This is a genomic window from Streptomyces flavovariabilis (assembly GCF_000725785.1).
GTDB classification, from domain to species: Bacteria; Actinomycetota; Actinomycetes; order Streptomycetales; family Streptomycetaceae; genus Streptomyces; species Streptomyces hawaiiensis.
Genome location: NZ_JNXD01000018.1, coordinates 37,786 through 63,492, shown reverse-complemented (window position 1 = coordinate 63,492; position 25,707 = coordinate 37,786). Strand labels below are relative to the sequence as shown.

Genomic DNA, 25,707 nt, shown 5'->3' with positions numbered 1-25,707 from the left:
CGAGCTCTTGCGGTGGCCCCTCGGCCCCGGAATGGATGCCGCGCCCCCCAGGTTTTAGCCTGGGGGGCGCGGCTTTTCCGCCATGAGGGACACAGGAACGAGGCACAGATGACCGACCCCGTGACGTTGGACGGCGAGGGCACGATCGGCGAGTTCGACGAGAAGCGCGCCGAGAACGCCGTGCGCGAACTCCTGATCGCGGTCGGCGAGGACCCGGACCGCGAGGGCCTCCGCGAGACGCCGTCGCGCGTGGCGCGGGCGTACAAGGAGATATTCGCGGGGCTGTGGCAGCAGCCCGAGGACGTGCTGACGACGACGTTCGACATCGGGCACGACGAGATGGTGCTGGTCAAGGACATTGAGGTGTACTCGACGTGTGAGCATCATCTGGTGCCGTTCAGGGGCGTCGCTCACGTCGGATACATCCCGTCCACCAGCGGCAAGATCACCGGGCTGTCCAAGCTGGCCCGGCTCGTGGACGTCTACGCCCGCCGCCCGCAGGTGCAGGAACGTCTCACCACGCAGATCGCGGACTCCCTGATGGAGATTCTGGAGCCGCGCGGGGTCATCGTCGTCGTGGAGTGCGAGCACATGTGCATGTCGATGCGCGGGATCCGCAAGCCGGGCGCCAAGACGCTGACGTCGGCCGTGCGGGGCCAGCTGCGGGACATGGCGACGCGGAACGAGGCGATGAGCCTCATCATGGCCCGCTGACGCCGCCCTGCCTCACACCGTCGGCGCCGCGCCCGTGCCGTCGTTCTCGTCGTCCTCCGGGAGCTTGCAGACGCGCTCCAGGAAGATCGCTGCCGCTATGACGCCGATGCCCGCGAGGACGGACAGGCCCGCGTAGATGGCCTGGTCGCGGCGGGCGGGGATGTCGAGGGATTCCAGGAGGAAGACGCCGGTGCCGCCGTACATGCCGGCGACGAGGGCGGCGACCAGGGCGCTGGCGTGGCCGAAGACGACCGCGCGGGCCGCCATGAGGGGGTCGACGCCCTTGGCCTCGGGGCGGCGCTCGCGCTGGGCCTTGAGCCGGGCGCGGATCGAGAGCGCCGTGGCCAGCAGGATCACGGCGATCACGGCCAGGACGACGGGTGCGGCCAGGGGGACGCTGGGGAGCGTTCCGACCGAGTTCCACAGGCGGGCGCCCGCCCAGGACAGGATGCCGGCCACGACGAAGACGCCGGCCAGCACCCTGATACGCAGCTCTCTCACGGTGTCCCTTCGGTTCCCCCGGCTTCCGGCCGGTTCGCGGCCGTCTTGACCTTAACGGCTATTCGGGCAGCCGGAGTTCCAGGTCCTTGCGGGGCGCCACACCGTCCCGGGTGACGGTGTCCAGCAGACCGGCGACCGGGCCGCGGCCGGGCAGCTGGGCCTCGGGGTCCAGGTCGTGCCAGGGGGCCAGGACGAAGGCGCGTTCGTGGGCGCGGGGGTGGGGGAGGGTGAGCTGCGGGTCGTCGGAGACGACATCGGCGTAGGAGACGATGTCGACGTCGAGGGTGCGGGGGCCCCAGTGCTCGTCCCGGACGCGGTGGAAGGCCTCCTCGACCGCGTGCGCGCGCTCCAGGAGCGAGGCGGGCGGGAGGGTGGTCTTGAGGACCACGACGGCGTTGAAGTAGGCGGGCTGGCTGCCGGGGTCCACGCCCCAGGGCTCGGTCTCGTAGACGGGGGAGACGCCCTTGATGCGGACGCCCGGCGTGTCCTCGAGGGCGTCGATGGCTCCCTGCAGTGTCTCCAGGCGGTTGCCGAGGTTGGAGCCGAGGGCGACCACGGCCCGTTTGGGGTTGGACAGGGTCGTGTCGGCGGCGTCGACCTTCTCGACGACGGAGGCGGGTACCGGCTGTACGGTCGGGTCGCTGGGACCCTTGATGAAGGGCGCGGTCATGCTCGGCTCCGGGTGATGGTGACGGTCACGTCGTCGAAGGGGACGGTGATCGGGGCGTCCGGCTTGTGGACGCAGACCTCGACCTCCTGCACTCCCTCGTGCTGCAGACAGGCCTGGGCGATGCGTTCGGCGAGCGTCTCGACGAGGTCGACGGGATCGCCCTGGACGAGGGCCACGACCTCCTCCGCCACGATGCCGTAGTGCACGGTCTTCGCCAGGTCGTCGTCGGCCGCGGCCGGCCGGGTGTCCAGGCCGAGGACGACGTCCACGATGAAGGTCTGGCCCTCCTCGCGTTCCTGGGGGAACACGCCGTGGTGCCCGCGGGCCTTCAGGCCGCGCAGCGCGACACGATCCACGCGAATCACTCCTGCAATCGTCGGTCAGAGCCGGTCGGCGCCGTGTGCGGTCGGCGTACCGGCCTCGGTCGAATCTACCTGCGAGCACGGACGGGGCCGGGCCACGGGTGGGGGCTTTCGCCGGGCCCGGCAGGATTCATCCGGCGTTTCCCCCGGGGAACCCGTCGGTGCACAGGCTGGTAGCCGCCCCTACCCGGGCGCCCGTGATTCCAACCACTTCCTGCCGCCTACCCACTCAGGCGGGGGTGTCGTCCTGCTCGTCGTCGTCGGTTTCGGCGAGGACGGGCGAAGCGTGGTGCGACCAGAGTTTCCACCCCTGGGACGTGCGCCGGAACACGTTGGTGGCGACCACGAGCTGCCCGACGAGCGGGCCGAGCTCCTCGCCGGCTTCTTCCGGGGCGGGGCCGCCGCTGAGGATGTTCTCGGTGCAGTTGACCAGGGCGGTGTCGCCGGTGACGGAGACGTGCACGTCGGTGAGGAAGAACTGGATGTAGTCGGTGTTCGCCATGATCAGCGCGTAGGACCGGAGGACTTCGCCGCGGCCGGTGAGGACGGGCCAGCCGGGGTGGACGCAGGAGACCACGCCGGTGTCGGCCGGGTCGTGGTACGACTCGTCGACGCCCAGGTCGGCGGGGGTCAGCCAGAGCGACGCCAGTTCCTCGAAGTCGCCCTGTTCCAGCGCCTCGTAGAAGGCGGTGTTGGCGGCCTCGACCTGCTCGACGTCGGTGTGCGGGGCGCTCACCGGACTCCTTCTGCGCCGGTGCGCGTGCCGCGCGCGCCCGCGATGGCGCGGGCGACCCGGACCGCGTCCGCCGTGGCGCGCACCTCGTGGACGCGGACCGCCCATGCGCCGGCGTGCGCCGCGAGCGCGGAGACGGCGGCGGTGGCCGCGTCGCGTTCGCGTGCGGGCGGTGGCGGGCCGTCGGGGCCGGCGAGGACCCGGCCGAGGAAGCGCTTGCGGGAGGCGGCGACGAGCAGCGGGTGGCCGAGGGCGAGAACCCGGTCGAGGCCCGCGAGGAGGGCGAGGTCGTGCTCGGCGTCCTTGGAGAAGCCGAGACCGGGGTCGACGATGACGCGGTCGGGGGCGATGCCCCCGGCCAGGACGGCTTCCACGCGGGCGTGGAGCTCGTCGACGACTTCGGTGACGACGTCGGCGTACTCGCCTCTGACGTTGCCGCCCTGGAGGAAGCCGCGCCAGTGCATGACGACGAAGGGGGCTCCGGCGTCGGCGACGGCCGGGATCATACGGGGGTCGGCGAGACCGCCGCTGACGTCGTTGACGAGGGCGGCACCGGCCGCGAGGGCCCGTTCGGCGACGGAGGCGCGCATGGTGTCGACGGAGACCGTGACGCCCTCCGAGGCCAGGCCGCGGACGACGGGGACGACGCGGCGCAGTTCCTCGGCCTCGTCGACCCGGGTGGCGCCGGGGCGGGTGGACTCGCCGCCGACGTCGACCAGGTCCGCGCCCTCGGTGACCAGGTCGAGGCCGCGTTTGACGGCGGCCGTGGTGTCGAAGAAGCGGCCGCCGTCGGAGAAGGAGTCGGGGGTGACGTTCACGACTCCCATGACCGCGCAGCGGTCCCGTTCCGGTAGGCCCGCCACGCGCCCGCGTCCGCTCTGGTTGCTCATATGTTCAGCGTAGGCCCCGGCGGGGGCCGTCAGGCGCTGCGGCCCGGGCGGCGGCCCCGCGGGAGGGGCCGGGTCACGCCGCCCGGACGTCCCGTTCCGCCGTGCCGGCGTGGGCGCACGGGCGATGGGTGGTCAGGCGCCGGCGGCGCAGGAAGCGCGGCAGGGGCAGGGCGAGGTTGACGAAGCCCTCGGCCTGCATGGCGGCGAAACCGATGCGGGGCAGGTCGGCGGAGGCGCGGTAGACGACGAAGCGCGGCTCCCAGCGAGGCTGGAACTTGGCGTTGAACTTGTACAGGGACTCGATCTGGAACCAGCGGGAGAGGAAGACCAGCAGTCCGCGCCAGGCGCGCAGCACCGGCCCGGCGCCGATCTTCTCGCCGCGGGCGAGCGCCGCGCGGAACATGGCGAAGTTCAGGGAGACCCGCTCGATGCCGAGCCTGGGGGCGGCCTGGAGGGCGGCCACGATGAGCAGTTCGTTCATGCCGGGGTCGGCCGAGCGGTCGCGGCGCATCAGGTCCAGGGAGACGCCGTCGGTGCCCCACGGCACGAAGTGCAGGATCGCCTTCAGGTCGCCGTAGGGGCCGGGGTGGTCGTCCTGCTTGTGGGCGGTGGCGATGAGGCAGTCGCCGTCGGCGGGGTCGCCGACGCGGCCCAGTGCCATGGAGAAGCCGCGTTCGGTGTCGGTGCCGCGCCAGTCGTCGGCGGCCCGCCGGATGCGCTCCAGCTCGGCCTCGCCGAGGTCACGGACACGTCGTACCCGGGTCTCGTAACCGGCGCGCTCGATGCGTTTGACCATCTGGCGCACGTTGCGCATCGCGCGGCCGGCGAGGGAGAAATCCGCGACGTCCACCACCGCCTCGTCGCCCAGTTCGAGGGCGTCGAGCCCGGTCTCGCGGGTCCACACCTCACCGCCGGTCTCGGAGCAGCCCATGACGGCGGGGGTCCAGGAGTGGGCCTTGGCCTCGTCCATGAACCGTTCGATGGCGCCGGGCCAGGCCTCGACGTCGCCGATCGGGTCGCCGCTGGCGAGCATCACGCCGGAGACGACCCGGTAGGTGACCGCCGCCTTGCCGCTGGGGGAGAAGACGACGGCCTTGTCGCGGCGCAGGGCGAAGTGGCCGAGGGAGTCGCGGCGTCCGTGCTTGTCCAGCAGGGCGCGCAGCCGGGTCTCGTCCTCCTCGGTGAGCTGTGCGGCCGGGTGTTCGGGGCGGAAGGCCAGGTAGATCGTGGTGACGGCGGTGAGCAGGCCGAGGGCGCCGAGGGAGAAGGCGACGGTCCAGGAGGTGGTGCCCTGGTAGTCGACCGGACCCTCGAAGCCGAACAGGCCGTAGATGACGTGGGTGATGCGGTCGGCGAGGCTCGGGTCGCCGACGATGCGCTCGCCGTGGACGCTGACGATGAGCAGCCCGAGCAGGAGCGAACCGGCGCTCATGAGCACGAAGTTGGCGACGGCCCGCCAGCGGCTGCGCGGATCGGGCAGGGCGTCGAACTGGTCGCGGTGGCGCAGCAGGGGGGCCAGCAGGGCCAGGGAGATCAGTACGCCCACCAGCGAGTGCCGGTAGGTGAACTGCGCGACGGCCCCGGCGGGCAGGAGTGCCACCGCGGCCCGCCAGGCCCGGCGTTTGCCGCGCTTGAGGCCGTGGGCGAGCAGCAGCAACAGCACGCCGGTGCTGAGGGACAGGGCGGCCGCGAACGGGCCGAGCGCGCCGGGCAGGACCTCGGCGATGGCGTGCATCCGGCTGTGCCGGAAGCGGGGGAAGACGCCCGCGGCGATGTCCAGGACGCCCACCAGGGCGCAGGCTCTGCCGACGAGGACAGGGACGGCCTCGGGGCGTGGCCCGCGCAGTATCCGGCTCGCCCGGCCCGGACGGGCCGCGTCGCTGCTGCGACGCGGAACCTCGCCCGACATTTCCTCATCTGTCCTGACAGACATCGCATCCCGTAGTTCTGCGAGAGACCTTGATTCCGGTGCCGATTCGGGCATCCGGCGACATTGCGCCCTCTAGGACGGTGTCTCAGGGGGAGAGGTTCACTCCCCATGTCAAAGCTGTTTCAAAGGCCGAGGAAAGTCCGGGACAAGCCCTTGCGAAGGTGTGATCGCGGGGCGTGCCCGGACGGAGAGCGCGGACAGGTAACCAACCCATGGGTCTGACGAGTAACAAGGTGCTGGCGCTGGCGGTGCTGTCCGCCGTGCTGCTGTTCGCCGGCACGGTCTGGCTGTGGCCACGGCTGGCCCGGCGGAGCTGGTGTGCGGTGGGCGGGCGTGTCGGCCTGTTGCTGGGCACCCAGCTGGCGCTGTTCGCCGCGGTGGGCCTCGCCGCCAACCAGGCCTTCGGCTTCTACGCGAGCTGGGCGGACCTGCTCGGGCAGGAGAAGGGACAGGGCGTGGTCGTCGACCACACGCCTGGCGGCGGCCCGCTGGAGGTGGTCGGCTCGCGCCGGGTGCCGGGGGCGGGCGGTGCGCTGCCCCGGGCCGGCGGCCGGGTCCAGCAGGTCGACATCGTGGGCCGTACGACCCGCATCGCCACACCCGCGTACGTCTATCTGCCGCCGGAGTACTTCCAGTCGCGGTACCGCACCCACAGGTTTCCCACGGCCGTCGTGCTGACCGGCTACCCGGGTACGGCGTCGGCGCTGGTGGAGAAGCTCCACTATCCGCGTACGGCTCTGGAACTGGCCCGGGCGGGCCGGGCGAAGCCGATGATCCTGGTGATGCTGCGGCCCACGGTGGCGCCGCCCCGGGACACGGAGTGCGTCGACATCCCGGGCGGTCCGCAGACCGAGTCGTTCTTCGCGAAGGATCTCCCCGACGCGTTGCGCACGCACTACAGGGTGGCCGAAAAGCCGGGCGGTCTGGGCATCATCGGCAACTCCACGGGCGGCTACTGCGCGTTGAAGATCGCCCTGCACCATCCCGATGTGTACGCCGCCGGGGCGGGGCTGTCCGCCTACTACAAGGCGCCGATCGACGCCACGACAGGCGATCTCTTCCAGGGTGACAAGGCGCTGCGGAATCGCGCCGACCTGTGGTGGTACCTCGCCCGCATGCCCGCTCCCGATACGTCCCTGCTGGTCAGCAGCAGCAAGCGGGGCGAGACCAACTACAAGGACACGCTGAGGTTCATAGAGCGGGTGAAGGCCAACGGGCGGACGGGGATCTCCTCGATCATCCTCGAAAGCGGCGGGCACAACTTCAACACCTGGCGGCGCGAGATTCCGGCGGCGCTGGAGTGGATGAGCGGGCGGCTGAGCGGCCGTTGAAAACGATCTTGGGAATTGGATGAGCGGCCGATTCCGGTTCTTCCCGAGTTCTGATGCCGTGTGAACGTTTCGGTGTGGCTTTGTTTTTGCGGGGTGGGTCACCAAGATTCGCCTACGCGCGGTAAGTTTCTGGCCATGCCACGTGGACGTCACCGCCATTCCCCGCCCCTGCACAGGATGCTCCCCCCGTCGGCGATCGCAGGCGTCTCCCTCGTCTGCGCCCTGGGGCCCTGGGTGTTCACGGAGCCGATGGTGCTCCGCGGTCTGGCCGCGGCCGCCGCGGCGACGGCGGTCATCGGCGCGGTCGTGCTGCGCCGTTGGGACACCCAGGCGGGCAAGCGCGTCGCCGACCTCACGCGCGCGCGGGCGAGCGACGAGTGGCGCTTCGAGGAGCGGGTCGCCGAACTGGAGGCCGACCTCGAGGAGTCGCGCGAGCTGCGCGGCAAGCTGGAGCAGCGGCTGCGCGCCAAGCGCACGGAACTGGCCGGGCTGCGCAACGAGCACGCCGCGCTGCTGCGCCGGTACGCCACGTCGGAGACCGAACGCGCGAGCGTCCTCGAGGAACGCCGCGTGCTCGAGATAGAGGCGACGGTTCCGGTCCGGGCCGCGCTGCCGGCGGGGGCGTCGGACGCGGCGGACGGTGCGCCGGAGCCGACCGCGGCGCCGGCCGCTCTCGCCGTCGAGGAGGAGCCCGCGGTTCCCGCGGTGTTCTCGCCCGAGGGTTCCCGGCTGTTCCTGCGGGCCGCTGCCGCACTCGCCCGGCTCGACGGTGAGACGGTCCCGGATCCGGACGGTGGCGGCGACGGTGACGGCGTACCGAAGGGCGAGGACGCGGAGCCCGCCAAGGAGCCGAAGCAGGAGCGGGCGGAGCAGCGGGAGCAGACGGGGGAGGACGAGGCGCAGGGGCAGTCCGAGGCGGTCGGCGGGCACGAGCGTGCGACCGCCGAGACCCCCGTGCCGGGCGGCGAGACCTCCGCTCCGGCCGGGGTGGCCGGTCAGCTGCCGGAGCCCGCGCGGGCCGAGCAGCCCGCGGGCCGGCTCTCCGGTCACTACACCGTGCCGACCGCCGTGGCCGTCGCGCCGCAGGCGCCGGTGCGGCGTCCGCTGGCCGAGGGCGGGTTCGACTTCTTCGGCGCGAAGGCGGGCACCTCGCGGGCGGCCCTCGAGGCGGTGCAGAACGAGGACCTCGCCGATGTCGTCGGCCAGGAGGCGCTCGCCCTGCACAAGGCCGAGACCGAGGCCCGCTACAAGCCGGCCGACGAGGAGTCGCGCGGTATCGGCCAGGTCATCGACCTGACGGCGCACGACGAGACGGAGCAGATCGACATACAGGGCCTGCGCAGCGCGGTGTCCTGACGCGTGTTCCGACGGAGGGCCCCCCGGCTACGGCCGGGGGGCCCTCCGCGTGGGGGCGGTCAGGCCATCCAGCGGTCCGGCCGCGCGTCCCGGCGCCCCGTCCGGGAGCGCTCCGCCTGCGCCGCCAGCAGCTCGCGCGCCTCACCGGCCTCCCGCAGCCGGGCCCGCACCGTCTTGTTCGCGCCCGTGTCCACGCACACGTCGGCGACGCCCCGGGCCCGCTCCCACGGCCCCTGCGTCATCCGCACGCTCTGCACCTTGGCGTGCGGCACCAGCGCCAGGCTCCGCCGCAGCAGCCCGGACCGGGACGCGAACACCGCGTCCGTGACGGCGAGTCCGTACCCGCGCCACCACAGCGGCACGCACCAGCGGGCGCTGCGCGGCGCCGGTGACAGGGCCGTGGGCCCCGGCACGCTCACCCCGGGCAGCACACGCGCGACGACGTCCTCGGCGATCTCGCGCGGCGCGACCGGCACCAGCACGGAGTTGGACGAGCCCGCCACGTCCAGTTCCACACGCACCCAGCCGCGCCGCCGCCACAGCAGCGGTTCCACGATCCGCACGGTCTGGACCCGCCCCGGCGGCACCGTCTCGTGGGCCCGGTCCAGCAGCCCGTGGTCGATGCGCAGGCCGTCGGGCGACTCGCCCACCGTCCAGTCGTACTCGGCGACGAACCGCCCCACGCTGCTCGCGCCCGCCGCACCCAGCAGCGGCAGGGCGACCGCGAGGACCGTCCACAGGCTGTGGGTGAACAGCCACAGCACCGGCGGGACGACGAGCGCCGCGGCCACCGACACCCAGGTCGCGCCCGTCAGCACCAGCGACAGGGCGAGGACGCCGGGCGGCACCCGCAGCAGCTGCCGGGACGGCGCCTCGCCGACCTCGTGCGCGGTCTCGGGTGCGAAACCGGCCGCCCGGGCGAGCAGTTCGGCCCGCAGCGTCCGGGCCTCGTCCGCGCCGAGGAAGGCCAGTTCGTCCTTCTTGTCGGTGCCTATGACGTCGATCTTCAGCTTGGAGACGCCCGCGACCCGGGCCAGCAGCGGCTGGGTGACGTCGATGGCCTGGATCCGCTCCAGCCGGATGTGCGCGGTGCGCCGGAAGACGAGCCCGGTACGGATGCGCAGTTCGGACTCGGTCACCGCGAAATGCGTGAACCACCAGGAGCAGAAGCCGTAGAGGGCGGCGGCCGGGACGAGCACGGCGAGGCCGATCAGCAGCGTGGTCGTCGTCAGCCGGGTCAGATGGCGCTGCGTCCCGTCGGGATCGTGCACGGCCCAGCCGATGAGTACGGCGACCGGCGCCCAGGCGCGGCGCAGCGGTGTGACGGGATGCAGCCGCCGCTCGGTGACCTCGGGGGCGGCCTTCGAGGCCTCGGCGGCCCCGTCCGCCGTCACAGCCCCGCCGATCGGGCCTCGCCCAGCTCGGTGAGCCGGTCCCGCAGCCGCTCCGCCTCGGCCGGGTCCAGGCCGGGGATGGTCGCGTCGGTGGCCGCGGCGGCCGTGTGCAGCTGCACGCTGGCCAGCCCGAAGTGCCGCTCGACGGGCCCGGACGTGACCTCGACCAGCTGCATCCGCCCGTACGGCACGACCGTCTCCTCGCGCCACAGCACGCCCCGGCTGATCAGCAGGTCGTCGGCGCGCTCGGCGTACCGCCAGGAACGCCAGTTGCGCTCGATCATCACCCAGCCCCAGACCATCAGCGCCAGCGGCGGCAGCGCGAAGGCGGCCCAGGCGGGCCCGGCCAGCAGCCCCGGCACCAGCCCGGCGGCCAGGGCGATCAGCCCGAGCCACACCACCAGCAGCAGCCGCCGCATCTTCAGCAGGCCGGGCGGCAGCGCGATCCACACCGGCTCGTCCCCGGCCGCCTCGATCGTGCCCTGTGGCCCGTCCGGCCCCGCCTCGTGCGGACTCCCCGTATCCATGGGGCCAGCGTACGTAGGAGAGACTGTGTCCATGACTCCTACGACGGAGACCATGGTCGGAATCGGCGGCGCCGCGGAAAGCACCGACATGGTGCTCAACATCGGGCCGCAGCACCCGTCCACCCACGGCGTCCTGCGGCTGAAGCTCGTCCTGGACGGCGAGCGCATCAGGCACGCCGAGCCGGTGATCGGCTATATGCACCGCGGCGCGGAGAAGCTGTTCGAGGCGCGCGACTACCGCCAGATCATCATGCTCGCCAACCGCCACGACTGGCTGTCGGCGTTCTCCAACGAGCTGGGCGTGGTCCTCGCCGTGGAGCGGATGCTCGGCATGGAGGTCCCGGAGCGCGCGGTGTGGCTGCGCACGCTGCTCGCCGAGCTGAACCGGGTGCTCAACCACCTGATGTTCCTCGGCTCGTACCCGCTGGAACTCGGCGGGATCACGCCGATCTTCTACGCCTTCCGGGAGCGCGAGGAGCTCCAGCACGTCATGGAGGAGGTCTCCGGCGGGCGGATGCACTACATGTTCAACCGGGTGGGCGGCCTCAAGGAGGACCTCCCGGCCGGGTGGACCACCCGTGCGCGCACTGCCGTCGCCGACGTGCGCTCCCGCATGGACCGCTTCGACGACCTGGTGCTCGGCAACGAGATCTTCCGCGGCCGCACGAGGAACGTCGGTGTCCTCACCCCGGAGGCCGTGCACGCGTACGGCGTCAGCGGGCCGATCGGCCGTGGCTCGGGCGTCGACTTCGACCTGCGCCGGGACGAGCCGTACCTCGCCTACGGCGACCTCCAGGACACCCTCAAGGTGGTCACCCGGCAGGAGGGCGACTGCCTCGCCCGCTTCGAGTGCCTCCTGGAGCAGACGCACAACGCGCTCGACCTGGCCGACGCCTGTCTCGACCGGCTGGCCGAGCTGCCGCCCGGGCCGGTCAACCAGCGGCTCCCGAAGGTCCTGAAGGCACCCGAGGGCCACACGTACGCGTGGACCGAGAACCCCCTCGGCATCAACGGCTACTACCTCGTCAGCAAGGGCGAGAAGACCCCGTACCGGCTGAAGCTGCGCTCGGCGTCGTACAACAACATCCAGGCGCTGACGGAGCTGCTGCCGGGGACGCTGGTCGCGGACATGGTGGCGATCCTGGGGTCGATGTTCTTCGTGGTCGGGGACATCGACAAGTAGGAACTCATTCCGGGAACGGGTCCGCGATCCCGGCCGGCTGCACCAGCCAGCAGAAGTCGCCCAGCCCGCCCGCCGCGGTGAGCTCGGCGGACGCCCCGGCGCTCGCGAGGGCGCGGACGTATGCGGCGGGGTCGGTGGAGGCCAGCGTGAGCGGGGGGCGTGCGCCCGTCACGCCCAGGGTGCGCAGCGCCTCGCGCTGGGGGAGCACGCGCCCGCCGGGCAGCGCGCACGCGTCCAGGGCCACATGGGCGGTGATGTCGCAGGAGCCGTCCGGTACGGGTGTGGTCTCGCGGCCCTCACGGAAGCCGGTGAGCGTCCCGAACGGCGGCCGGGTGTCCACCGTGTGCGCGTAGTCCACGGCGACGGCGAGCCCCCGCCGGAGCGTCGCGACCGCCGCGGCCCAGGCCTCGTCCCTGGGCAGGCCGATCTCGGCCCGCAGCCCCTCCGCGCCGGGCAGCGGCCACCACCGCTGAAGCCAGCGCGCCTGCGCCCCGTCCACCGGCTCCCCGAGCCGCTCGGTGCCGTCCTCCCGCACCAGCACCCGCCGCGCGACGCCCGCGGCGTCCACCTCCGCGACCTCCACGGGGACGTTGTCCAGCCATTCGTTGGCGAACAGCAGCCCGGTCGTCCCCTCCGGGGGCGCGGGCAGCCACTCGATCCGGTGATCCAGCCCCGGGGGCCGCTCGGCGATCTCCACGGCGCACGCGCGCGTGCGGGCCGCCACGTCGGCGGGGAGCGCGGCCAGCACCCCGCCCGCCAGTTCGCCACGCCCGGCCGCCATGTCGACGAAGTCCAGGACCGCGGGCCGCCCCAGCGCCTCGTCGACCCGGCACAGCAGCCGCGCCACGGCCCCGGCGAACAGGGGCGACACGTGCACGGACGTCCGGAAATGCCCAGCCGGCCCCTCCACGCGCCGGTAGAAGCCCCCCGGCGCGTACAAGGCGTCCTGCGCCGCCGCACGCCACCCGCGCCACTCGCGCCACTCATCCCTCGTTCCTGCCGTCACCGGGCCAGGCTAAGCGGACACAACGAACGCAACTCCACCTTGCGGAGTATGCGTACCCGGTGCGGATCGGTCCTCCGGTTGACCCCTGCACCTATCCGCTTCCCTACGCTGGGTTACGTGCAGCGCCTCTATGACTTCCTCCGCAGGCACCCGATGTGGGTCGACGGCTTCTGGGCCGTGGTCCTCCTCGGGATTTCGATGCTGGGCGGGGCGGCGAGCGAGCAGATCGGCCCCTGGGCCGCTGTCGTTCCGATCACGCTGCTGCTGAGCCTGGTGGTCGCGCTGCGCCGCCGTACGCCGGAGGGGATGCTGCTGCTGGCGGCCGCGGTCGGCGTGGCGCAGCTGGTCACCGACGTCGCGATCCTGCCCGCCGACTTCGCCATGCTGGTGATCGTCTACACGGTCGCGGCGGAAGGCGCCCGCTGGGCCTCCCGCTTCGCGCTGGTCGCCGGCCTGTGCGCGGCCCCGCTGGCGCAGCTGCGCTGGTCGAACGAGCAGACGGGTGTCGCGGGCGACATCGCCCTGGCGGTCCTCCAGACCGTCCCCTTCGCCCTCGCCTGGGTGCTCGGCGACTCCATCCGCACCCGCCGCGCCTACTTCGCGCAGCTGGAGGAGCGGGCCGCCCGCCTGGAGAAGGAGCGCGAGGCGCAGTCCAAGGTCGCCGTCGCCGCAGAGCGCGCCCGGATCGCACGCGAGCTGCACGACGTCGTCGCGCACAACGTCTCGGTGATGGTGGTCCAGGCCGACGGCGCCGCCTACGTCCTCGACGCCGCGCCCGACCAGGCGAAGAAGGCCCTGGAGACCATCTCCTCCACCGGCCGCCAGGCCCTCGCCGAGATGCGCCGCCTGCTCGGCGTGCTGCGTACCGGCGAGCACCAGGAGGCCGGCGAGTACGTGCCGCAGCCCGACGTGCAGCAGATCGAGGACCTCGTCGAGCAGTGCCGCGGTTCCGGACTGCCCGTCGACTTCAAGGTCGAGGGCACGCCCCGCCCACTGCCCAGCGGCGTCGAGCTCACCGCCTACCGCATCGTGCAGGAGGCGCTCACCAACACCCGCAAGCACGGCGGGCCCAACGCGGGCGCGAGCGTCCGGCTCGTCTACTTCGACGACGGCCTCGGCCTGCTCGTCGAGGACGACGGCAAGGGCGCCCCGCACGAGCTGTACGAGGAGGGCGGGTTCGACGGCCAGGGCCACGGTCTGATCGGCATGCGCGAGCGGGTCGGCATGGTCGGCGGCACCCTGGACGCGGGCCCGCGCCCGGGCGGAGGATTCCGCATCAGTGCCCTGCTGCCGCTCAAACCCGCGCACTGACACCGGCACACGCCCCACTGACACCTGTAACGACCCCGATAGGGAAGAGGCCCGATGACGATCCGCGTGATGCTCGTCGACGACCAGGTGCTGCTGCGCACCGGGTTCCGGATGGTGCTCGCCGCCCAGCCGGACATGGAGGTCGTGGCGGAGGCGGGCGACGGCGTCGAGGCCCTCCAGGAACTGCGGACGAGCGAGGTCGACGTGGTGCTGATGGACGTCCGCATGCCGAAGCTCGACGGGGTGGAGACGACCCGCCGGATCTGCGCGGACACCGACCCGCCGAAGGTGCTCATCCTGACCACCTTCGACCTCGACGAGTACGCCTTCTCCGGTCTGAAGGCGGGCGCCTCCGGCTTCATGCTCAAGGACGTGCCGCCGGCCGAGCTGCTGGCCGCGATCAGGGCCGTGCACAGCGGTGACGCGGTCGTGGCGCCCTCCACCACCCGGCGGCTCCTGGACCGCTTCGCACCGATGCTGCCGGGCACCCAGCAGCCCCGGCACAAGGAGCTGGAGCGGCTCACCGAGCGCGAGCGCGAGGTCATGATGCTGGTCGCGCAGGGCCTGTCCAACGGTGAGATCGCGGCGCGGCTGGTGCTGTCGGAGGCGACCGTGAAGACGCACGTGGGCCGCATCCTGACCAAGCTCGGTCTCCGGGACCGGGTGCAGGTCGTGGTGCTGGCCTACGAGACGGGGCTGGTGCGGGCCGGCGGGCACGGCTGACCCGTACGCCCGGGCCGGCTACCTGAGAATCCCTTCCAGGAACTCGCTGCCGAGCCGGGCCACCACCGTCACGTCCAGCTGGTGCAGGACGTAGCGGCCGCGGCGGCGGGTGGTGATCAGGCCCGCCTTCTTCAGCACGGCCAGGTGCCGGGATATCTCCGGGGCCGTCATGCCGTGCACCTGCGCCAGCTCGCTGGTGGTGTGCGCGCTGCGGGCCAGATGGCGGCACATGCGCATCCGGACCGGGTGGGACAGCGCGGTCATCCGCATGGCCAGCTGCTCCAGCGTCTGCGGTGCGGCGAGCTCCGGGGAGCCGACCGGGTAGTGCAGCACCGGCTGCCAGCCGTACCGGTGCAGGACCATCAGATGCGGCCAGCCGAGGCTGGTCGGGACGAGCAGCAGGCCGCCGTCGCCCGTGGCCGTACGGCCGTCGCCCAGCTTGTCGACCGTGATCCGGGCGGCGGCCTCGTCGAGCGTGAGGGCCGGGGACACCGCGGCCAGCGCCTCGGCCAGGCCCTTGCGCCGCAGCAGGTCCGTCTTGTGCCGGGCGTCCGCCGCGAGCTGGTGGCGCAGCCGGGACCAGGCCTCCGCGAAGAACGCCTCGTCGCAGTCCCGCAGGAACTGCCGCAACCAGGCCCGGATCCGGGGCGGGTCGGCCAGCAGCCGCTCACCGAAGCGCAGCTGCTGCGGTCCGCGCGCGGCGGCCAGGTCCAGTGCCCGGCGGCGCGTCCGCGGGTCGGACAGCGCCGTCGGCCCGCACTCGCCGTAGCCGACGGCACAGGTGAACTCCAGTGCCGCGTCCACGAACTGCTCGTCGGACAGCTTGTCGAGCTGGTCCAGCTCCTCAGCGAGGGTCGCGCCCGGCGGGGTGCGCCGGTCCGGCAGGCCCGCCCAGGGCAGGAACAGGTCCGAGAACGTCGTCCGCCACAGGAAGTCCGCCTCGCACATCCGGTCGGCCAGATGCGGGTCGAGCCGGGCCGTCACGCCCGTCACCCAGCCCTGCAAACCCGGATGGTGCGCCGGCTCGGACAGCGCGTGCAACGCCATGCCGAGCTCGGCCAGGGGCGAGGGCACGACGGCGACCCTCTCCGGTCGCAGCCCGCCGATGTCGATGTGCACGCTCATGACCTCATGGTGCACCTCGCCACAGACCACGCCTGCGTCGATTGACAGGCCTCGTCAATCGACGCGACGCCGTCCCCGGCACGGCCGCACGGTAGGACCACCGGGGCAGCCGCGGAGCCTTCGGACCTCCATCACCCCGTCCCCCAGAGGCGATTCACCATGAGCATCACGCAGCAGTACCTCCTCGACAGCTACCGCGCCCGGTCCCTGGGCGAGCCCGCCCCGCCCGCGCCCGGCACCCACGACCGGCAGGCCGTACGGGAATGGCGCGACGAACGGCGGTTCCGCGCGGTCCTCGCCGGCCGCCCGGCCCGGCGCCGCCTCCGGGACGCCCTCGGCAGGTGGCGGCGGCGCCCTACCTGACCTGCTCCGGCAGCCGGGCCACGAACTCGGCCGCCGCCGCCTTCACGTCCTCGGCGGTCCACTCCAGCGCTTCGGCCCGCACATGCACCTCCGTGGACGCCAGCCCGGGGCCGCCCCGGTCCCAGGAGCCGCCGAACAGCACGACCCCCGTCTCCTCCGCCGTCCGTGCCGCCGTCTCCGTGAGGACGTCCGGCTCGAACGGCAGCCACACCTGGAAGTCGTGGGTGTGCGGCACCTCCGGGTGCACGCGCACCCACGGCACCCCGGCCGCCGCGAAACCGTCGCGCAGGGCGGCGGCCACCACGCGCGCGTGGGCCACGTACTCCGGCAGCCGGGGCAGTTGCCGCTCCAGCCCCACCAGCGCCGACAGCACCGTCGGGAACTGCTGGAAGACCATCCCGCCGTACCGGTGCCGCCAGGTCTTCGCCTCCTCGACGAGCTCCGTCGGACCCGCCAGCGCCGCGCCGCCGAACGCCTCCAGGGACTTGTAGAACGACACGTAGACGCTGTCGGCGAGGCTCGCGATCTCCTCCAGGGGCCGGCCGAAGTGGACGGTGGACTCCCACAGGCGGGCCCCGTCGAAGTGCACCACCGCGTCCCGTTCCCGCGCGGCCTCCACGACCTCGGTGAGCTCCTCCCAGGCGGGCAGCACGTAACCGGCGTCCCTGAGGGGCAGTTCCAGCATCAGCGCCCCGAAGGGCTCGGCGAAGTCGCGCACCTCGGCGGCGGTCGGCAGCCGCGGCTCGCTCGTCAGCCGCACCGGGCGCAGGCCGCCGACCTCGCTGAACGCGTTCCGCTCGTGCACCTCGGGATGGCTGAGCGCGTGCAGGGCGACGGTCGCGTTCCCGGTGCGGCCCGCCCAGCAGCGCAGGGCCACCTGCTGGGCCATCGTGCCCGTCGGGAAGAACGCGGCGGCCTCGGTGCCGAGCAGCCCGGCGACCTTCGACTCCAGCGCCTCGACGATGCCGTCGCCGTACACGTCGGACAGCTCGTCCAGGTCGTGGAGGTCCGCCGCCTCCTCCAGCACGGCCAGACGCTCCCGGAGGGTCCGGTGGAAGCAGAAGCGCGAGAGCACCCGCCGTGCGTTGCGGTGGGCGGCCGGCCGTCGCTCATGCAGCCGTGCGCCCGGGGCGTCGTCCGTCACCTGGTCGTCGTGTTCCGCCGTATCGGTCATGCCCCGGATCCTCCCCCGCGCGCGTGCGCCGGGGCACCCGCATTTCGGTAAGCCCTTCCGGGAGCGCCGCACGGGAGCGCCGCACGGGAACGCCGCACGGGCATGCACAGCCTGTGGACGGCCGAACGTCCCTCGAACCGATCGCGTTAACATGACGAGAAATCGTCCGGTACCCGGAGCGGACTGGAACGGGAAGGCCGCCGTCGAGTGAACACAACCCCACAGCCAGACCCCAGGGACCGCCCCGCGCGGCTCACCGTCGGCGTCGTCGGCGCCGGCCGCGTCGGCCCCGCCCTGGCGGCGTCCCTGCAGCTCGCCGGGCACCGCCCGGTCGCCGTCTCGGCGGTCTCGGAGACCTCCCGGCGCCGGGCCGCGCAACTGCTGCCCGACGTGCCGGTGATGCCGCCCGCCGAGGTCCTGAAGCGGGCCGACCTGGTGCTGCTGACCGTTCCCGACGACGCCCTGCCCGGCCTGGTCACCGGCCTCGCCGACACCGGGTCCGTACGGCCGGGCCAGCTCCTCGTCCACACCTCCGGGCGCTACGGCGCGCGGGTCCTCGACCCCGCCCTGCGCGCGGGCGCCCTGCCGCTCGCCCTGCACCCCGCGATGACCTTCACGGGCACGCCCGTGGACGTCCAGCGCCTGGCCGGCTGCTCCTTCGGCGTCACCGCCCCCGAGGAGCTGCGCCTGGCCGCCGAGGCCCTCGTCATCGAGATGGGCGGCGAACCGGAGTGGATCGCCGAGGAGAACCGGCCGCTCTACCACGCGGCGCTCGCCCTGGGCGCCAACCACCTGGTCACGCTGGTCGCCCAGTCCATGGAGCTGCTGAGCGCGGCCGGGGTCACGGCGCCCGACCGGATGCTCGGCCCGCTGCTCGGCGCGGCCCTGGACAACGCCCTGCGCTCCGGCGACGCGGCCCTCACCGGCCCGGTCGCGCGCGGCGACGCGGGCACGGTCGCCGCGCACGTCACCGAGCTGCGCCGGCACGCCCCGCAGACCGTCGCCGGCTACCTGGCGATGGCCCGCGCGACCGCCGACCGGGCCCTGGCCCACGGACTGCTGAAGCCGGAACTCGCCGAGGACCTCCTCGGGGTACTCGCCGACGGGACCGACGGCACCGAAGGGGACGCCCGATGACCACCACCCTGTTGCGCACCGCCGGAGAACTGCACGCACGCGCGCGTGCGGGCCGCCGCGCCGTGGTGATGACCATGGGCGCGCTGCACGAGGGCCACGCCACGCTGATCCGCACCGCGCGCGGCATCGCCGGGCCGGACGGCGAGGTCGTCGTCACCGTCTTCGTCAACCCGCTCCAGTTCGGCCAGGGCGAGGACCTCGACCGCTACCCGCGCACCCTGGACGCCGACCTCGTCGTCGCCGAACAGTCGGGCGCCGACGTCGTGTTCGCGCCCTCCGTGGAGGAGGTCTACCCGGGCGGCGAGCCCCAGGTCCGCATCACCGCGGGCCCCATGGGCGAGCGCCTGGAGGGCTCCTCCCGCCCCGGCCACTTCGACGGCATGCTCACCGTCGTCGCCAAGCTGCTGCACCTCACCCGCCCCGACGTCGCCCTGTACGGCCAGAAGGACGCCCAGCAGCTCGCCCTGATCCGCCGCATGGTGCGGGACCTGAACTTCGGCGTGGAGATCGTCGGCGTGCCCACCGTCCGCGAGGAGGACGGCCTGGCCCTGTCCAGCCGCAACCGCTACCTGTCGGCCCCGGAGCGGCGCACCGCCCTCGCCCTGTCCGGGGCCCTGTTCGCGGGCCAGGACCGGCATGCCGCGCAGGAGGCGCTGCGGGCCCGGGCCCGCGAAGTGCCCGCCACACGCGCGCGTGCCGAGGCGCTCAGCGCCATAGGGGAGTCTCGCGCGGCGGCCGACGCGCATGCCGTGGCCACGGTCGTTCCGGGCGGCCCGGCGGCCGTCCGAGCGGCCGCCCGCCAGGTCCTCGACGAGGCCGCCCGCCTCGACCCGCCGCTCGCGCTGGACTACCTCGCCCTGGTCGACCCGTCCGACTTCACCGAGATCGGCGAGGACTTCACCGGCGACGCGGTCCTCGCCGTCGCCGCCCGGGTCGGGGCGACCCGGCTGATCGACAACGTCCCCCTCACCTTCGGAAGCTTCGGAGCCGCCTCGTGACCACCACAGGCATACGACTGCACGCGCCCGCCCCCGGGTGGTCCATCGCCGCGGACGTGGTCGTCGTCGGCTCCGGCGTCGCCGGGCTGACCGCGGCCCTGCGCTGCGAGGCCGCGGGCCTGCGCACGGTCGTCGTCACCAAGGCCCGTCTCGACGACGGCTCCACCCGCTGGGCCCAGGGCGGCATCGCCGCGGCCCTCGGTGACGGCGACACCCCCGAGCAGCACCTCGACGACACCCTGGTGGCGGGCGCCGGCCTGTGCGACGAGGAGGCGGTCCGCCTCCTGGTCACCGAGGGCCCCGACGCCGTACGCCGCCTCATCGAGACCGGCGCCCGGTTCGACGAGTCCTCCGAGGGCCGACTGGAACTGACCCGCGAGGGCGGCCACCACCGCCGCCGCATCGCCCACGCCGGCGGCGACGCCACCGGTGCCGAGATCTCCCGCGCCCTGGTCGAGGCCGTCCGCGCGCGGGGCATGCGCACCGTCGAGAACGCGCTCGTCCTGGACCTCCTCACGGATGCCGAGGGCCGCACCGCCGGTGTCACCCTGCACGTGATGGGGGAGGGTCAGCACGACGGCGTCGGGGCCGTCCACGCCCCCGCGGTGGTGCTCGCGACCGGCGGTATGGGCCAGGTCTTCTCCGCCACCACCAACCCGTCGGTGTCGACGGGCGACGGCGTGGCGCTCGCGCTGCGGGCGGGCGCGGAGGTCAGCGACCTGGAGTTCGTCCAGTTCCACCCGACCGTGCTGTTCCTCGGCCCGGACGCGGAGGGCCAGCAGCCCCTGGTCTCCGAGGCCGTACGCGGCGAGGGCGCCCACCTGGTCGACGCCGACGGCGTGCGCTTCATGGTCGGTCAGCACGAACTCGCCGAACTCGCCCCCCGCGACATCGTCGCCAAGGGCATCACGCGCCGCATGCAGGAGCTGGACGCCGAGCACATGTTCCTCGACGCCCGGCACTTCGGCGCCGAGATGTGGGAGCACCGCTTCCCGACGATCCTCGCCGCCTGCCGCGCCCACGGCATCGACCCGGTGACCACCCCCGTCCCGGTGGCCCCGGCCGCCCACTACGCCTCCGGCGGCGTCCGCACCGACTCCCACGGCCGTACGACCGTCCCCGGCCTGTACGCGTGCGGCGAGGTCGCCTGCACCGGCGTGCACGGAGCCAACCGCCTGGCGTCCAACTCTCTGCTCGAAGGCCTCGTCTACGCCGAGCGCATCGCGGCCGACATCGCGGCGAACGGCCTCCACGCGCGCGTGCCCGAGCCGGTCCCGCACCCGGAGATCCCCGAGCATCCCCTGCAGACCGCTCAGGCCCGCTTCACGATCCAGCGGATCATGACGATCGGGGCGGGCGTCCTGCGCTCGGCCGGCTCCCTCACCAAGGCCGCCGACCAGCTCCAGCGCCTGCACACCGACGCCCGGGAGGCCCTCGCCGAGAACGGCAAGACGGCCGAGGCCGGCGTCGACACCTGGGAGGCCACCAACCTCCTGTGCGTGGCCCGCGTCCTGGTCGCCGCCGCCCTGCAGCGCGAGGAGACCCGGGGCTGCCACTGGCGCGAGGACCGCCCCGAGCGCGACGACACCGCCTGGCGCCGCCACATCGTCGTGACCCTGAACCCGGACCGCACGCTGGCCGTGCACACCACGGACACCACACACTTCCCCCCTACGACTTTCCCGCCCCAGGCCCCCCAGGAGCAGTGACCGACGTGAGCACCCCCGACCTTCCCCTCGCCTCCTCCGGAGGCTGCGGAGACGGCTGCGCCTGCGGCGCGGACGACGAGGCATACCTGGAGTGCGGCCTGGACCCCGCACTCGCCCAGCTCCTGGCCGACGCCGGCCTCGACCCCGTCGAGGTCGAGGACATCGCCAACGTGGCCCTCCAGGAGGACCTGGCCCACGGCGTGGACGTGACGACGGTGGCGACCATCCCCGAGGACGCGGTGGCCACGGCCGACTTCACCGCCCGCGAGGCGGGCACGGTGGCCGGCCTGCGCATCGCCGAGGCCGTCATCTCCGTGGTCTGCCAGGAGGAACTCGAGATCGAGCGCCACGCGGAGGACGGCGACCGTGTCGAAGCGGGCCAGAAGCTCCTCTCCGTCACCACCCGCACCCGCGACCTCCTCACGGCCGAGCGCAGCGCGCTGAACATCCTGTGCCGCCTGTCGGGCATCGCGACGGCCACGCGCGCGTGGGCGGACGTCCTGGACGGCACGAAGGCCAGGGTCCGCGACACCCGCAAGACCACGCCGGGCCTGCGCTCCCTGGAGAAGTACGCGGTCCGCTGCGGCGGCGGCGTCAACCACCGCATGTCCCTCTCGGACGCCGCTCTCGTCAAGGACAACCACGTGGTCGCCGCGGGCGGCGTCGCCCAGGCCTTCCAGGCGGTCCGCGCACGCTTCCCCGACGTCCCCATCGAGGTCGAGGTCGACACCCTGGACCAGCTCCGCGAGGTCCTGGACGCCGGCGCCGACCTGATCCTGCTGGACAACTTCACGCCGGGCGAGTGCGCGCAGGCGGTGGCCCTCGTCCAGGGCCGCGCCGCCCTGGAGGCCTCGGGCCGCCTCAGCCTCGACAACGCCAAGGCCTACGCCGACACCGGCGTCGACTACCTGGCCGTCGGAGCCCTCACCCACTCCTCGCCGATCCTGGACATCGGCCTCGATCTGCGACCGGCGGAGTAGGGGCGGTACGGGTCATGCTGCTGACGATCGACGTGGGCAACACCCACACCGTGCTCGGACTGTTCGACGGCGACGAGATCGTCGAACACTGGCGCATCTCCACGGACGCGCGCCGCACCGCCGACGAACTGGCGGTCCTCCTCCAGGGCCTGATGGGCATGCACCCGCTCCTCGGCGACGAACTGGGCGACGGCATCGACGGCATCGCCATCTGCGCCACCGTCCCCTCGGTCCTGCACGAACTCCGCGAGGTGACGCGCCGCTACTACGGCGACGTGCCCGCCATCCTCATCGAGCCGGGCGTCAAGACGGGCGTACCGATCCTCATGGACAACCCCAAGGAGGTCGGCGCCGACCGCATCATCAACGCGGTCGCGGCGGTCGAGCTCTACGGCGGCCCGGCCATCGTCGTCGACTTCGGCACGGCGACGACGTTCGACGCGGTCAGCGCGCGAGGGGAGTACGTCGGCGGCGTCATCTCGCCCGGCATCGAGATCTCCGTGGAGGCCCTGGGCGTCCGCGGCGCCCAGCTCCGCAAGATCGAGGTGGCCCGGCCCCGCAGCGTCATCGGCAAGAACACGGTCGAGGCGATGCAGTCCGGCGTCATCTACGGCTTCGCCGGCCAGGTCGACGGCGTGGTCAACCGCATGGCCCGCGAGCTGTCGCAGGACCCCGACGACGTCACCGTCATCGCGACGGGCGGCCTGGCGCCGATGGTCCTGGGCGAGTCGTCGGTGATCGACGAGCACGAGCCGTGGCTGACCCTGATCGGGTTGCGGCTGGTGTACGAGCGGAACGTGTCGCGTATGTGAGGGCTGCCGGGGGCGGGAGGGCTGCCGGGGCCGGTTGCGAACGGGACGCCTCCCGGGACAGCGCACCTGGGCGGGACGAGTGGTCCCCCACGCCACACCCGCCCCCTATGCGAGATTTGTCTGATTAGCGCGTATCGTCGCCGCATGCCCACGCCATACGGATCCCGCGGCGGCATGGCGTTCGGCGTGGAGGAGCTGCGTGTGCTCCGCCGCGCTCTCGCCCTTGCCCTCCACCCCACCCCCGCCTCGGCCGACGACGTCCAGGACTGTCTCCGTCTCGCAGAGTCGCTCGACGAGGCACTGCGGGAGGGGGCCAGACTGCGCGCCTTCCTCGTGGCCGACCTGGACCGGTACCGCGCCGCCCTCCCCGGCACCGCCGCCGGCTACCTCGCCCTGCTGGACGAGGCGCTGAGCGCCGGCTACCGCCCCCTGCCCGACGACCTCGCCGCCCTCCGTGCCCTGCGCGGCAACCCCGCCGCAGCGGCCCTCCTGGGCCGCTGCGCCGCCACCGCCGCCCCTCTCCCCGTGGCCGCCGTCCCCGGCTCCCGCACCCGCCTCCTGGCCATTCCCGGAGGCCGCTGCGCCGCCACCGGCGACTTCGCGGGCGGCGGCGACCCGGAGAAGCAGCCCGAGAAGAAACCCGCACGCAAGCCCGCCCCGGCCCCCAGGCCCGCCCCGGCCCCCGGCCCGGGCACCCCGAAGCCCTCCCGTCCGATCCCCACGCCGGGCGAGGTCTTCCCACGCCGCAAGCCGGCCCCGCCACCGCCCGCGAACCCCCAGCAGCTCGCCGCGGGCTGACGTGGCTACCCTGGATCCATGGACTACGTCTCCGCGCTGCTGCCCCCGGCCGTCATGGCCGTCTTCTTCATCGGCGTGATCCGGGTGATCGTGAAGACCCAGGGCGGCGCCAACAAGGCCAAGGAGGACGCGGCCGTGGACGCCGCCCTCGCGCGCGTGGAGGACGCCCGCCAGCCCACGGCGACGCCCTCGACGACCGACGCCTGACCCACCCGCTCCCAGGGCGTACGACTCGGCGAGCCCGCACTCCGCGGCGCCCGCACCTCGAGTCGTACGCCCTTTTTGTTCCCGTTCGCCGGTGAAGCGCACGTCCGCCACGCCATTACCGGGATCTCCCACTATTGTTCTGAGCTGTGCCTCGCCCATTGGGAGAACTCGAAGACGCGGTCATGTCGCGGGTGTGGAAGTGGAACCGCCCGGTGACCGTTCGAGAAGTCCTGGAAGATCTTCAGAAGGAGCGGTCCATCGCGTACACCACCGTGATGACCGTTTTGGACAATCTCCATCAGAAGGGCTGGGTGCGCCGTGAGGCGGAAGGCCGTGCCTATCGATATGAGGCCGTCTCCACCCGCGCCGCCTACGCAGCCGCCCTGATGAACGAGGCCTGGTCGCAGAGCGACAACCCCGCAGCCGCTCTGGTCGCCTTCTTCGGCATGATGAGCGAGGAACAGCGGCGGTCTCTCAGCGATGCCGTACGCATCGTCCAGGGCCCGGAAACCCAGGAACCGACCGAACCGTCGGAATCCGCAGAACCGGCCGAACGAGCGGAACCCCGGGAAGGCCCCCCGGAGAACCCCGCCTCCGCTCAGGACCGCGGCGGGCGATAGCGTCCGGTCATGTCCGCGAAGAGCCCCGAAGCCACCGCAAAAGCCATCACCGTCCGACGGGCCCGCACCAGCGATGTCCCGGCCGTGCGCCGCCTCCTTGACGCCTACGTCCGCGGCGGCATCCTGCTCGACAAAGCAACGGTGACGCTTTACGAGGACATCCAGGAGTTCTGGGTCGCGGAACGGGACGACAACGCCGAGGTCGTCGGCTGCGGTGCGCTGCACGTGATGTGGGAAGATCTCGCGGAAGTCCGCACTCTCGCGGTGAAGCCCGGCCTGAAGGGCGCGGGCGTCGGACACCGTGTGCTGGAGAAGTTGCTGCAGACCGCCGGCTGGCTCGGCGTTCGGCGTGTTTTCTGCCTGACCTTCGAAGTCGACTTCTTCACCAAGCACGGCTTCGTGGAGATCGGCGAGACGCCCGTCGACACGGATGTCTACGCGGAGCTGCTCCGTTCCTATGACGAGGGCGTCGCGGAGTTCCTCGGACTCGAACGAGTGAAACCGAACACCTTGGGCAACAGCCGGATGCTTCTGCATCTGTGATCGTCGGGCGCTAGTGGGCCGCAAGAGGGTCCGGTCGGTTCGTCAAGGCATATTCAGCGGCGCCCGCCCCTGCCCCGGTGCCCTATGTCCGAAACGCGCACGTTTCCGGACGGAGTCCGGGCTGCCGGTCTCTGCCGAGGGTTTGTGTTTTTCCGGCAAAAGCGGTTTGCTTTCCGACGTACTGCAGTACTGCATATAACAGGGGACGGCGATACGGCGGACGCCGGCACACCCCGGCCCTGAAGATATCGATGAAAGGAAATCCGGTGGCACAGAAGGTTCAGGTCCTTCTTGTCGACGACCTCGACGGTGGCGAGGCGGACGAGACCGTGACGTTCGCGCTGGACGGCAAGACGTACGAGATCGATCTCACCACTGCCAATGCGGACAAGCTCCGTGGCCTTCTCGAGCCTTACGTGAAGGGCGGTCGTCGTACCGGAGGCCGTGCTTCGGGTGGGCGTGGAAAGGCGCGCGCCGCATCGAGCGGCAGCCAGGACACCGCGGCGATCCGTGCCTGGGCGAAGGAGAACGGCTACGAGGTCAACGACCGCGGCCGTGTTCCCGCGACCATCCGCGAGGCTTACGAGAAGGCCAACGGCTGAACAGCGGC

Annotated in this window: 28 protein-coding genes; 17 read left to right on the top strand and 11 right to left on the bottom strand. The window is 72.8% G+C overall.

The features are described 5' to 3' along the window. Positions 1-108: 108 nt before the first annotated feature. Positions 109-714 (top strand): GTP cyclohydrolase I FolE, encoded by a 606-nt coding sequence (gene folE / locus IO24_RS0128130; protein ID WP_031140308.1) that lies wholly within the window; start codon positions 109-111, stop codon positions 712-714. A 12-nt stretch (positions 715-726) separates the two neighbouring features. Here the strand turns inward: folE and IO24_RS0128125 are convergent, their stop codons facing one another. The 6 genes from IO24_RS0128125 to IO24_RS0128100 form a co-directional block, all read right to left on the bottom strand. Then, a complete protein-coding gene (locus IO24_RS0128125) occupies positions 727-1,215 on the bottom strand; it encodes a DUF3180 domain-containing protein (protein ID WP_031140306.1) in 489 nt (162 codons plus the stop codon). A 58-nt stretch (positions 1,216-1,273) separates the two neighbouring features. Next, a complete protein-coding gene (folK, locus tag IO24_RS0128120) occupies positions 1,274-1,885 on the bottom strand; it encodes a 2-amino-4-hydroxy-6-hydroxymethyldihydropteridine diphosphokinase (RefSeq protein ID WP_031140305.1) in 612 nt (203 codons plus the stop codon). After that, a complete protein-coding gene (gene folB / locus IO24_RS0128115; RefSeq protein ID WP_031140303.1) occupies positions 1,882-2,241 on the bottom strand; it encodes a dihydroneopterin aldolase in 360 nt (119 codons plus the stop codon). Before folB ends, folK begins: the two co-directional genes overlap by 4 nt. Before the next feature lie 235 nt (positions 2,242-2,476). Further along, entirely contained in the window at positions 2,477-2,983 is a 507-nt protein-coding gene (locus tag IO24_RS0128110; protein ID WP_031140301.1) for a nuclear transport factor 2 family protein, read from the bottom strand. Continuing rightward, positions 2,980-3,870, bottom strand: a complete 891-nt coding sequence (gene folP, locus IO24_RS0128105) for a dihydropteroate synthase (protein WP_078899399.1) — start codon at positions 3,868-3,870, stop codon at positions 2,980-2,982. The genes IO24_RS0128110 and folP overlap by 4 nt, the downstream gene beginning before the upstream one ends. A gap of 73 nt (positions 3,871-3,943) precedes the next feature. Then, on the bottom strand, positions 3,944-5,779 hold the full coding sequence (locus IO24_RS0128100) for a phosphatidylglycerol lysyltransferase domain-containing protein (RefSeq protein WP_031140298.1): 1,836 nt from the start codon (positions 5,777-5,779) through the stop codon (positions 3,944-3,946). 233 nt (positions 5,780-6,012) lie between these two features. Between IO24_RS0128100 and IO24_RS0128095 the strand changes: the two genes are divergently transcribed. After that, positions 6,013-7,131 (top strand): alpha/beta hydrolase, encoded by a 1,119-nt coding sequence (locus IO24_RS0128095; RefSeq protein ID WP_031140296.1) that lies wholly within the window; start codon positions 6,013-6,015, stop codon positions 7,129-7,131. 135 nt (positions 7,132-7,266) lie between these two features. Further along, positions 7,267-8,487, top strand: a complete 1,221-nt coding sequence (locus IO24_RS0128090) for a hypothetical protein (protein WP_167551641.1) — start codon at positions 7,267-7,269, stop codon at positions 8,485-8,487. 59 nt (positions 8,488-8,546) lie between these two features. On the opposite strand, the gene IO24_RS0128085 is transcribed toward IO24_RS0128090, so the two are convergent. Further along, on the bottom strand, positions 8,547-9,881 hold the full coding sequence (locus tag IO24_RS0128085; RefSeq protein ID WP_031140291.1) for a PH domain-containing protein: 1,335 nt from the start codon (positions 9,879-9,881) through the stop codon (positions 8,547-8,549). Then, positions 9,878-10,408 (bottom strand): PH domain-containing protein, encoded by a 531-nt coding sequence (locus tag IO24_RS0128080; protein ID WP_031140289.1) that lies wholly within the window; start codon positions 10,406-10,408, stop codon positions 9,878-9,880. Before IO24_RS0128080 ends, IO24_RS0128085 begins: the two co-directional genes overlap by 4 nt. 31 nt (positions 10,409-10,439) lie before the next feature. On the opposite strand from IO24_RS0128080, the gene IO24_RS0128075 reads away from it, so the two are divergent. Further along, a complete protein-coding gene (locus tag IO24_RS0128075; RefSeq protein WP_031140287.1) occupies positions 10,440-11,591 on the top strand; it encodes an NADH-quinone oxidoreductase subunit D in 1,152 nt (383 codons plus the stop codon). A gap of 4 nt (positions 11,592-11,595) precedes the next feature. Here the strand turns inward: IO24_RS0128075 and IO24_RS0128070 are convergent, their stop codons facing one another. Then, positions 11,596-12,597, bottom strand: a complete 1,002-nt coding sequence (locus tag IO24_RS0128070) for an SAM-dependent methyltransferase (protein ID WP_031140285.1) — start codon at positions 12,595-12,597, stop codon at positions 11,596-11,598. Positions 12,598-12,714: 117 nt separating this feature from the next. Between IO24_RS0128070 and IO24_RS0128065 the strand changes: the two genes are divergently transcribed. After that, positions 12,715-13,908, top strand: coding sequence for a sensor histidine kinase (locus IO24_RS0128065; protein WP_031140283.1), 1,194 nt, complete (start codon positions 12,715-12,717; stop codon positions 13,906-13,908). A gap of 54 nt (positions 13,909-13,962) precedes the next feature. Then, on the top strand, positions 13,963-14,631 hold the full coding sequence (locus IO24_RS0128060) for a response regulator (protein WP_031140281.1): 669 nt from the start codon (positions 13,963-13,965) through the stop codon (positions 14,629-14,631). A gap of 18 nt (positions 14,632-14,649) precedes the next feature. Here IO24_RS0128060 and IO24_RS0128055 read toward each other — a convergent pair whose 3' ends face one another. After that, positions 14,650-15,756, bottom strand: a complete 1,107-nt coding sequence (locus tag IO24_RS0128055; RefSeq protein WP_031140279.1) for a DUF5937 family protein — start codon at positions 15,754-15,756, stop codon at positions 14,650-14,652. A 159-nt stretch (positions 15,757-15,915) separates the two neighbouring features. On the opposite strand from IO24_RS0128055, the gene IO24_RS0128050 reads away from it, so the two are divergent. Beyond that, positions 15,916-16,119, top strand: coding sequence for a hypothetical protein (locus tag IO24_RS0128050; protein ID WP_031140277.1), 204 nt, complete (start codon positions 15,916-15,918; stop codon positions 16,117-16,119). Here the strand turns inward: IO24_RS0128050 and IO24_RS0128045 are convergent. Next, positions 16,112-17,293, bottom strand: a complete 1,182-nt coding sequence (locus IO24_RS0128045; protein WP_031140275.1) for a threonine aldolase family protein — start codon at positions 17,291-17,293, stop codon at positions 16,112-16,114. The two genes, IO24_RS0128050 and IO24_RS0128045, sit on opposite strands and share 8 nt — an antisense overlap. Positions 17,294-17,500: 207 nt before the next feature. Between IO24_RS0128045 and IO24_RS0128040 the strand changes: the two genes are divergently transcribed. The 10 genes from IO24_RS0128040 to IO24_RS0127995 all read left to right on the top strand — a co-directional run bounded on the left by IO24_RS0128040 (position 17,501) and on the right by IO24_RS0127995 (position 25,699). Beyond that, complete coding sequence (locus IO24_RS0128040; protein ID WP_031140273.1) at positions 17,501-18,430, top strand: Rossmann-like and DUF2520 domain-containing protein; 930 nt, start codon at positions 17,501-17,503, stop codon at positions 18,428-18,430. Next, the gene (gene panC / locus IO24_RS0128035; protein WP_031140271.1) at positions 18,427-19,428 is read left to right on the top strand and encodes a pantoate--beta-alanine ligase; all 1,002 of its coding nucleotides are present in this window, start codon (positions 18,427-18,429) and stop codon (positions 19,426-19,428) included. The genes IO24_RS0128040 and panC overlap by 4 nt, the downstream gene beginning before the upstream one ends. Beyond that, positions 19,425-21,137 carry an L-aspartate oxidase gene (locus IO24_RS0128030; protein WP_031140269.1) on the top strand — a complete coding sequence of 571 codons (1,713 nt, stop codon included), beginning with the start codon at positions 19,425-19,427 and terminating at the stop codon, positions 21,135-21,137. Before panC ends, IO24_RS0128030 begins: the two co-directional genes overlap by 4 nt. A gap of 5 nt (positions 21,138-21,142) precedes the next feature. Further along, the gene (gene nadC / locus IO24_RS0128025) at positions 21,143-22,117 is read left to right on the top strand and encodes a carboxylating nicotinate-nucleotide diphosphorylase (protein ID WP_031140267.1); all 975 of its coding nucleotides are present in this window, start codon (positions 21,143-21,145) and stop codon (positions 22,115-22,117) included. A 14-nt stretch (positions 22,118-22,131) separates the two neighbouring features. Next, complete coding sequence (locus IO24_RS0128020) at positions 22,132-22,929, top strand: type III pantothenate kinase (protein ID WP_031140265.1); 798 nt, start codon at positions 22,132-22,134, stop codon at positions 22,927-22,929. A 144-nt stretch (positions 22,930-23,073) separates the two neighbouring features. Further along, positions 23,074-23,727, top strand: coding sequence for a hypothetical protein (locus tag IO24_RS0128015; protein WP_107063038.1), 654 nt, complete (start codon positions 23,074-23,076; stop codon positions 23,725-23,727). An 18-nt stretch (positions 23,728-23,745) separates the two neighbouring features. Continuing rightward, positions 23,746-23,934 (top strand): hypothetical protein, encoded by a 189-nt coding sequence (locus IO24_RS0128010; RefSeq protein WP_031140261.1) that lies wholly within the window; start codon positions 23,746-23,748, stop codon positions 23,932-23,934. Positions 23,935-24,080: 146 nt separating this feature from the next. Then, the gene (locus tag IO24_RS0128005; protein ID WP_078899398.1) at positions 24,081-24,554 is read left to right on the top strand and encodes a BlaI/MecI/CopY family transcriptional regulator; all 474 of its coding nucleotides are present in this window, start codon (positions 24,081-24,083) and stop codon (positions 24,552-24,554) included. Positions 24,555-24,563: 9 nt separating this feature from the next. Beyond that, complete coding sequence (locus IO24_RS0128000) at positions 24,564-25,097, top strand: amino-acid N-acetyltransferase (RefSeq protein ID WP_031140257.1); 534 nt, start codon at positions 24,564-24,566, stop codon at positions 25,095-25,097. Between the two features lie 266 nt (positions 25,098-25,363). Next, positions 25,364-25,699, top strand: coding sequence for a histone-like nucleoid-structuring protein Lsr2 (locus IO24_RS0127995; RefSeq protein WP_010048839.1), 336 nt, complete (start codon positions 25,364-25,366; stop codon positions 25,697-25,699). The last annotated feature ends 8 nt before the right edge of the window (positions 25,700-25,707 follow it).

What these genes read in the sequence shown, in the direction of transcription:
- IO24_RS0128050 (WP_031140277.1), top strand. Translation starts at nt 15,916, where the DNA reads ATGAGCATCACGCAGCAGTACCTCCTCGACAGCTACCGCGCCCGGTCC.
- IO24_RS0128060 (WP_031140281.1), top strand. Translation starts at nt 13,963, where the DNA reads ATGACGATCCGCGTGATGCTCGTCGACGACCAGGTGCTGCTGCGCACC.
- folK (WP_031140305.1), bottom strand. Translation starts at nt 1,885, where the DNA reads ATGACCGCGCCCTTCATCAAGGGTCCCAGCGACCCGACCGTACAGCCG.
- IO24_RS0128010 (WP_031140261.1), top strand. Translation starts at nt 23,746, where the DNA reads ATGGACTACGTCTCCGCGCTGCTGCCCCCGGCCGTCATGGCCGTCTTC.
- folE (WP_031140308.1), top strand. Translation starts at nt 109, where the DNA reads ATGACCGACCCCGTGACGTTGGACGGCGAGGGCACGATCGGCGAGTTC.
- IO24_RS0128000 (WP_031140257.1), top strand. Translation starts at nt 24,564, where the DNA reads ATGTCCGCGAAGAGCCCCGAAGCCACCGCAAAAGCCATCACCGTCCGA.
- IO24_RS0128045 (WP_031140275.1), bottom strand. Translation starts at nt 17,293, where the DNA reads ATGACCGATACGGCGGAACACGACGACCAGGTGACGGACGACGCCCCG.
- IO24_RS0128055 (WP_031140279.1), bottom strand. Translation starts at nt 15,756, where the DNA reads ATGAGCGTGCACATCGACATCGGCGGGCTGCGACCGGAGAGGGTCGCC.
- folP (WP_078899399.1), bottom strand. Translation starts at nt 3,870, where the DNA reads ATGAGCAACCAGAGCGGACGCGGGCGCGTGGCGGGCCTACCGGAACGG.
- IO24_RS0128015 (WP_107063038.1), top strand. Translation starts at nt 23,074, where the DNA reads ATGCCCACGCCATACGGATCCCGCGGCGGCATGGCGTTCGGCGTGGAG.
- IO24_RS0128080 (WP_031140289.1), bottom strand. Translation starts at nt 10,408, where the DNA reads ATGGATACGGGGAGTCCGCACGAGGCGGGGCCGGACGGGCCACAGGGC.
- IO24_RS0128020 (WP_031140265.1), top strand. Translation starts at nt 22,132, where the DNA reads ATGCTGCTGACGATCGACGTGGGCAACACCCACACCGTGCTCGGACTG.
- IO24_RS0128075 (WP_031140287.1), top strand. Translation starts at nt 10,440, where the DNA reads ATGACTCCTACGACGGAGACCATGGTCGGAATCGGCGGCGCCGCGGAA.
- panC (WP_031140271.1), top strand. Translation starts at nt 18,427, where the DNA reads ATGACCACCACCCTGTTGCGCACCGCCGGAGAACTGCACGCACGCGCG.
- IO24_RS0128100 (WP_031140298.1), bottom strand. Translation starts at nt 5,779, where the DNA reads ATGTCGGGCGAGGTTCCGCGTCGCAGCAGCGACGCGGCCCGTCCGGGC.
- IO24_RS0128090 (WP_167551641.1), top strand. Translation starts at nt 7,267, where the DNA reads ATGCCACGTGGACGTCACCGCCATTCCCCGCCCCTGCACAGGATGCTC.
- IO24_RS0128095 (WP_031140296.1), top strand. Translation starts at nt 6,013, where the DNA reads ATGGGTCTGACGAGTAACAAGGTGCTGGCGCTGGCGGTGCTGTCCGCC.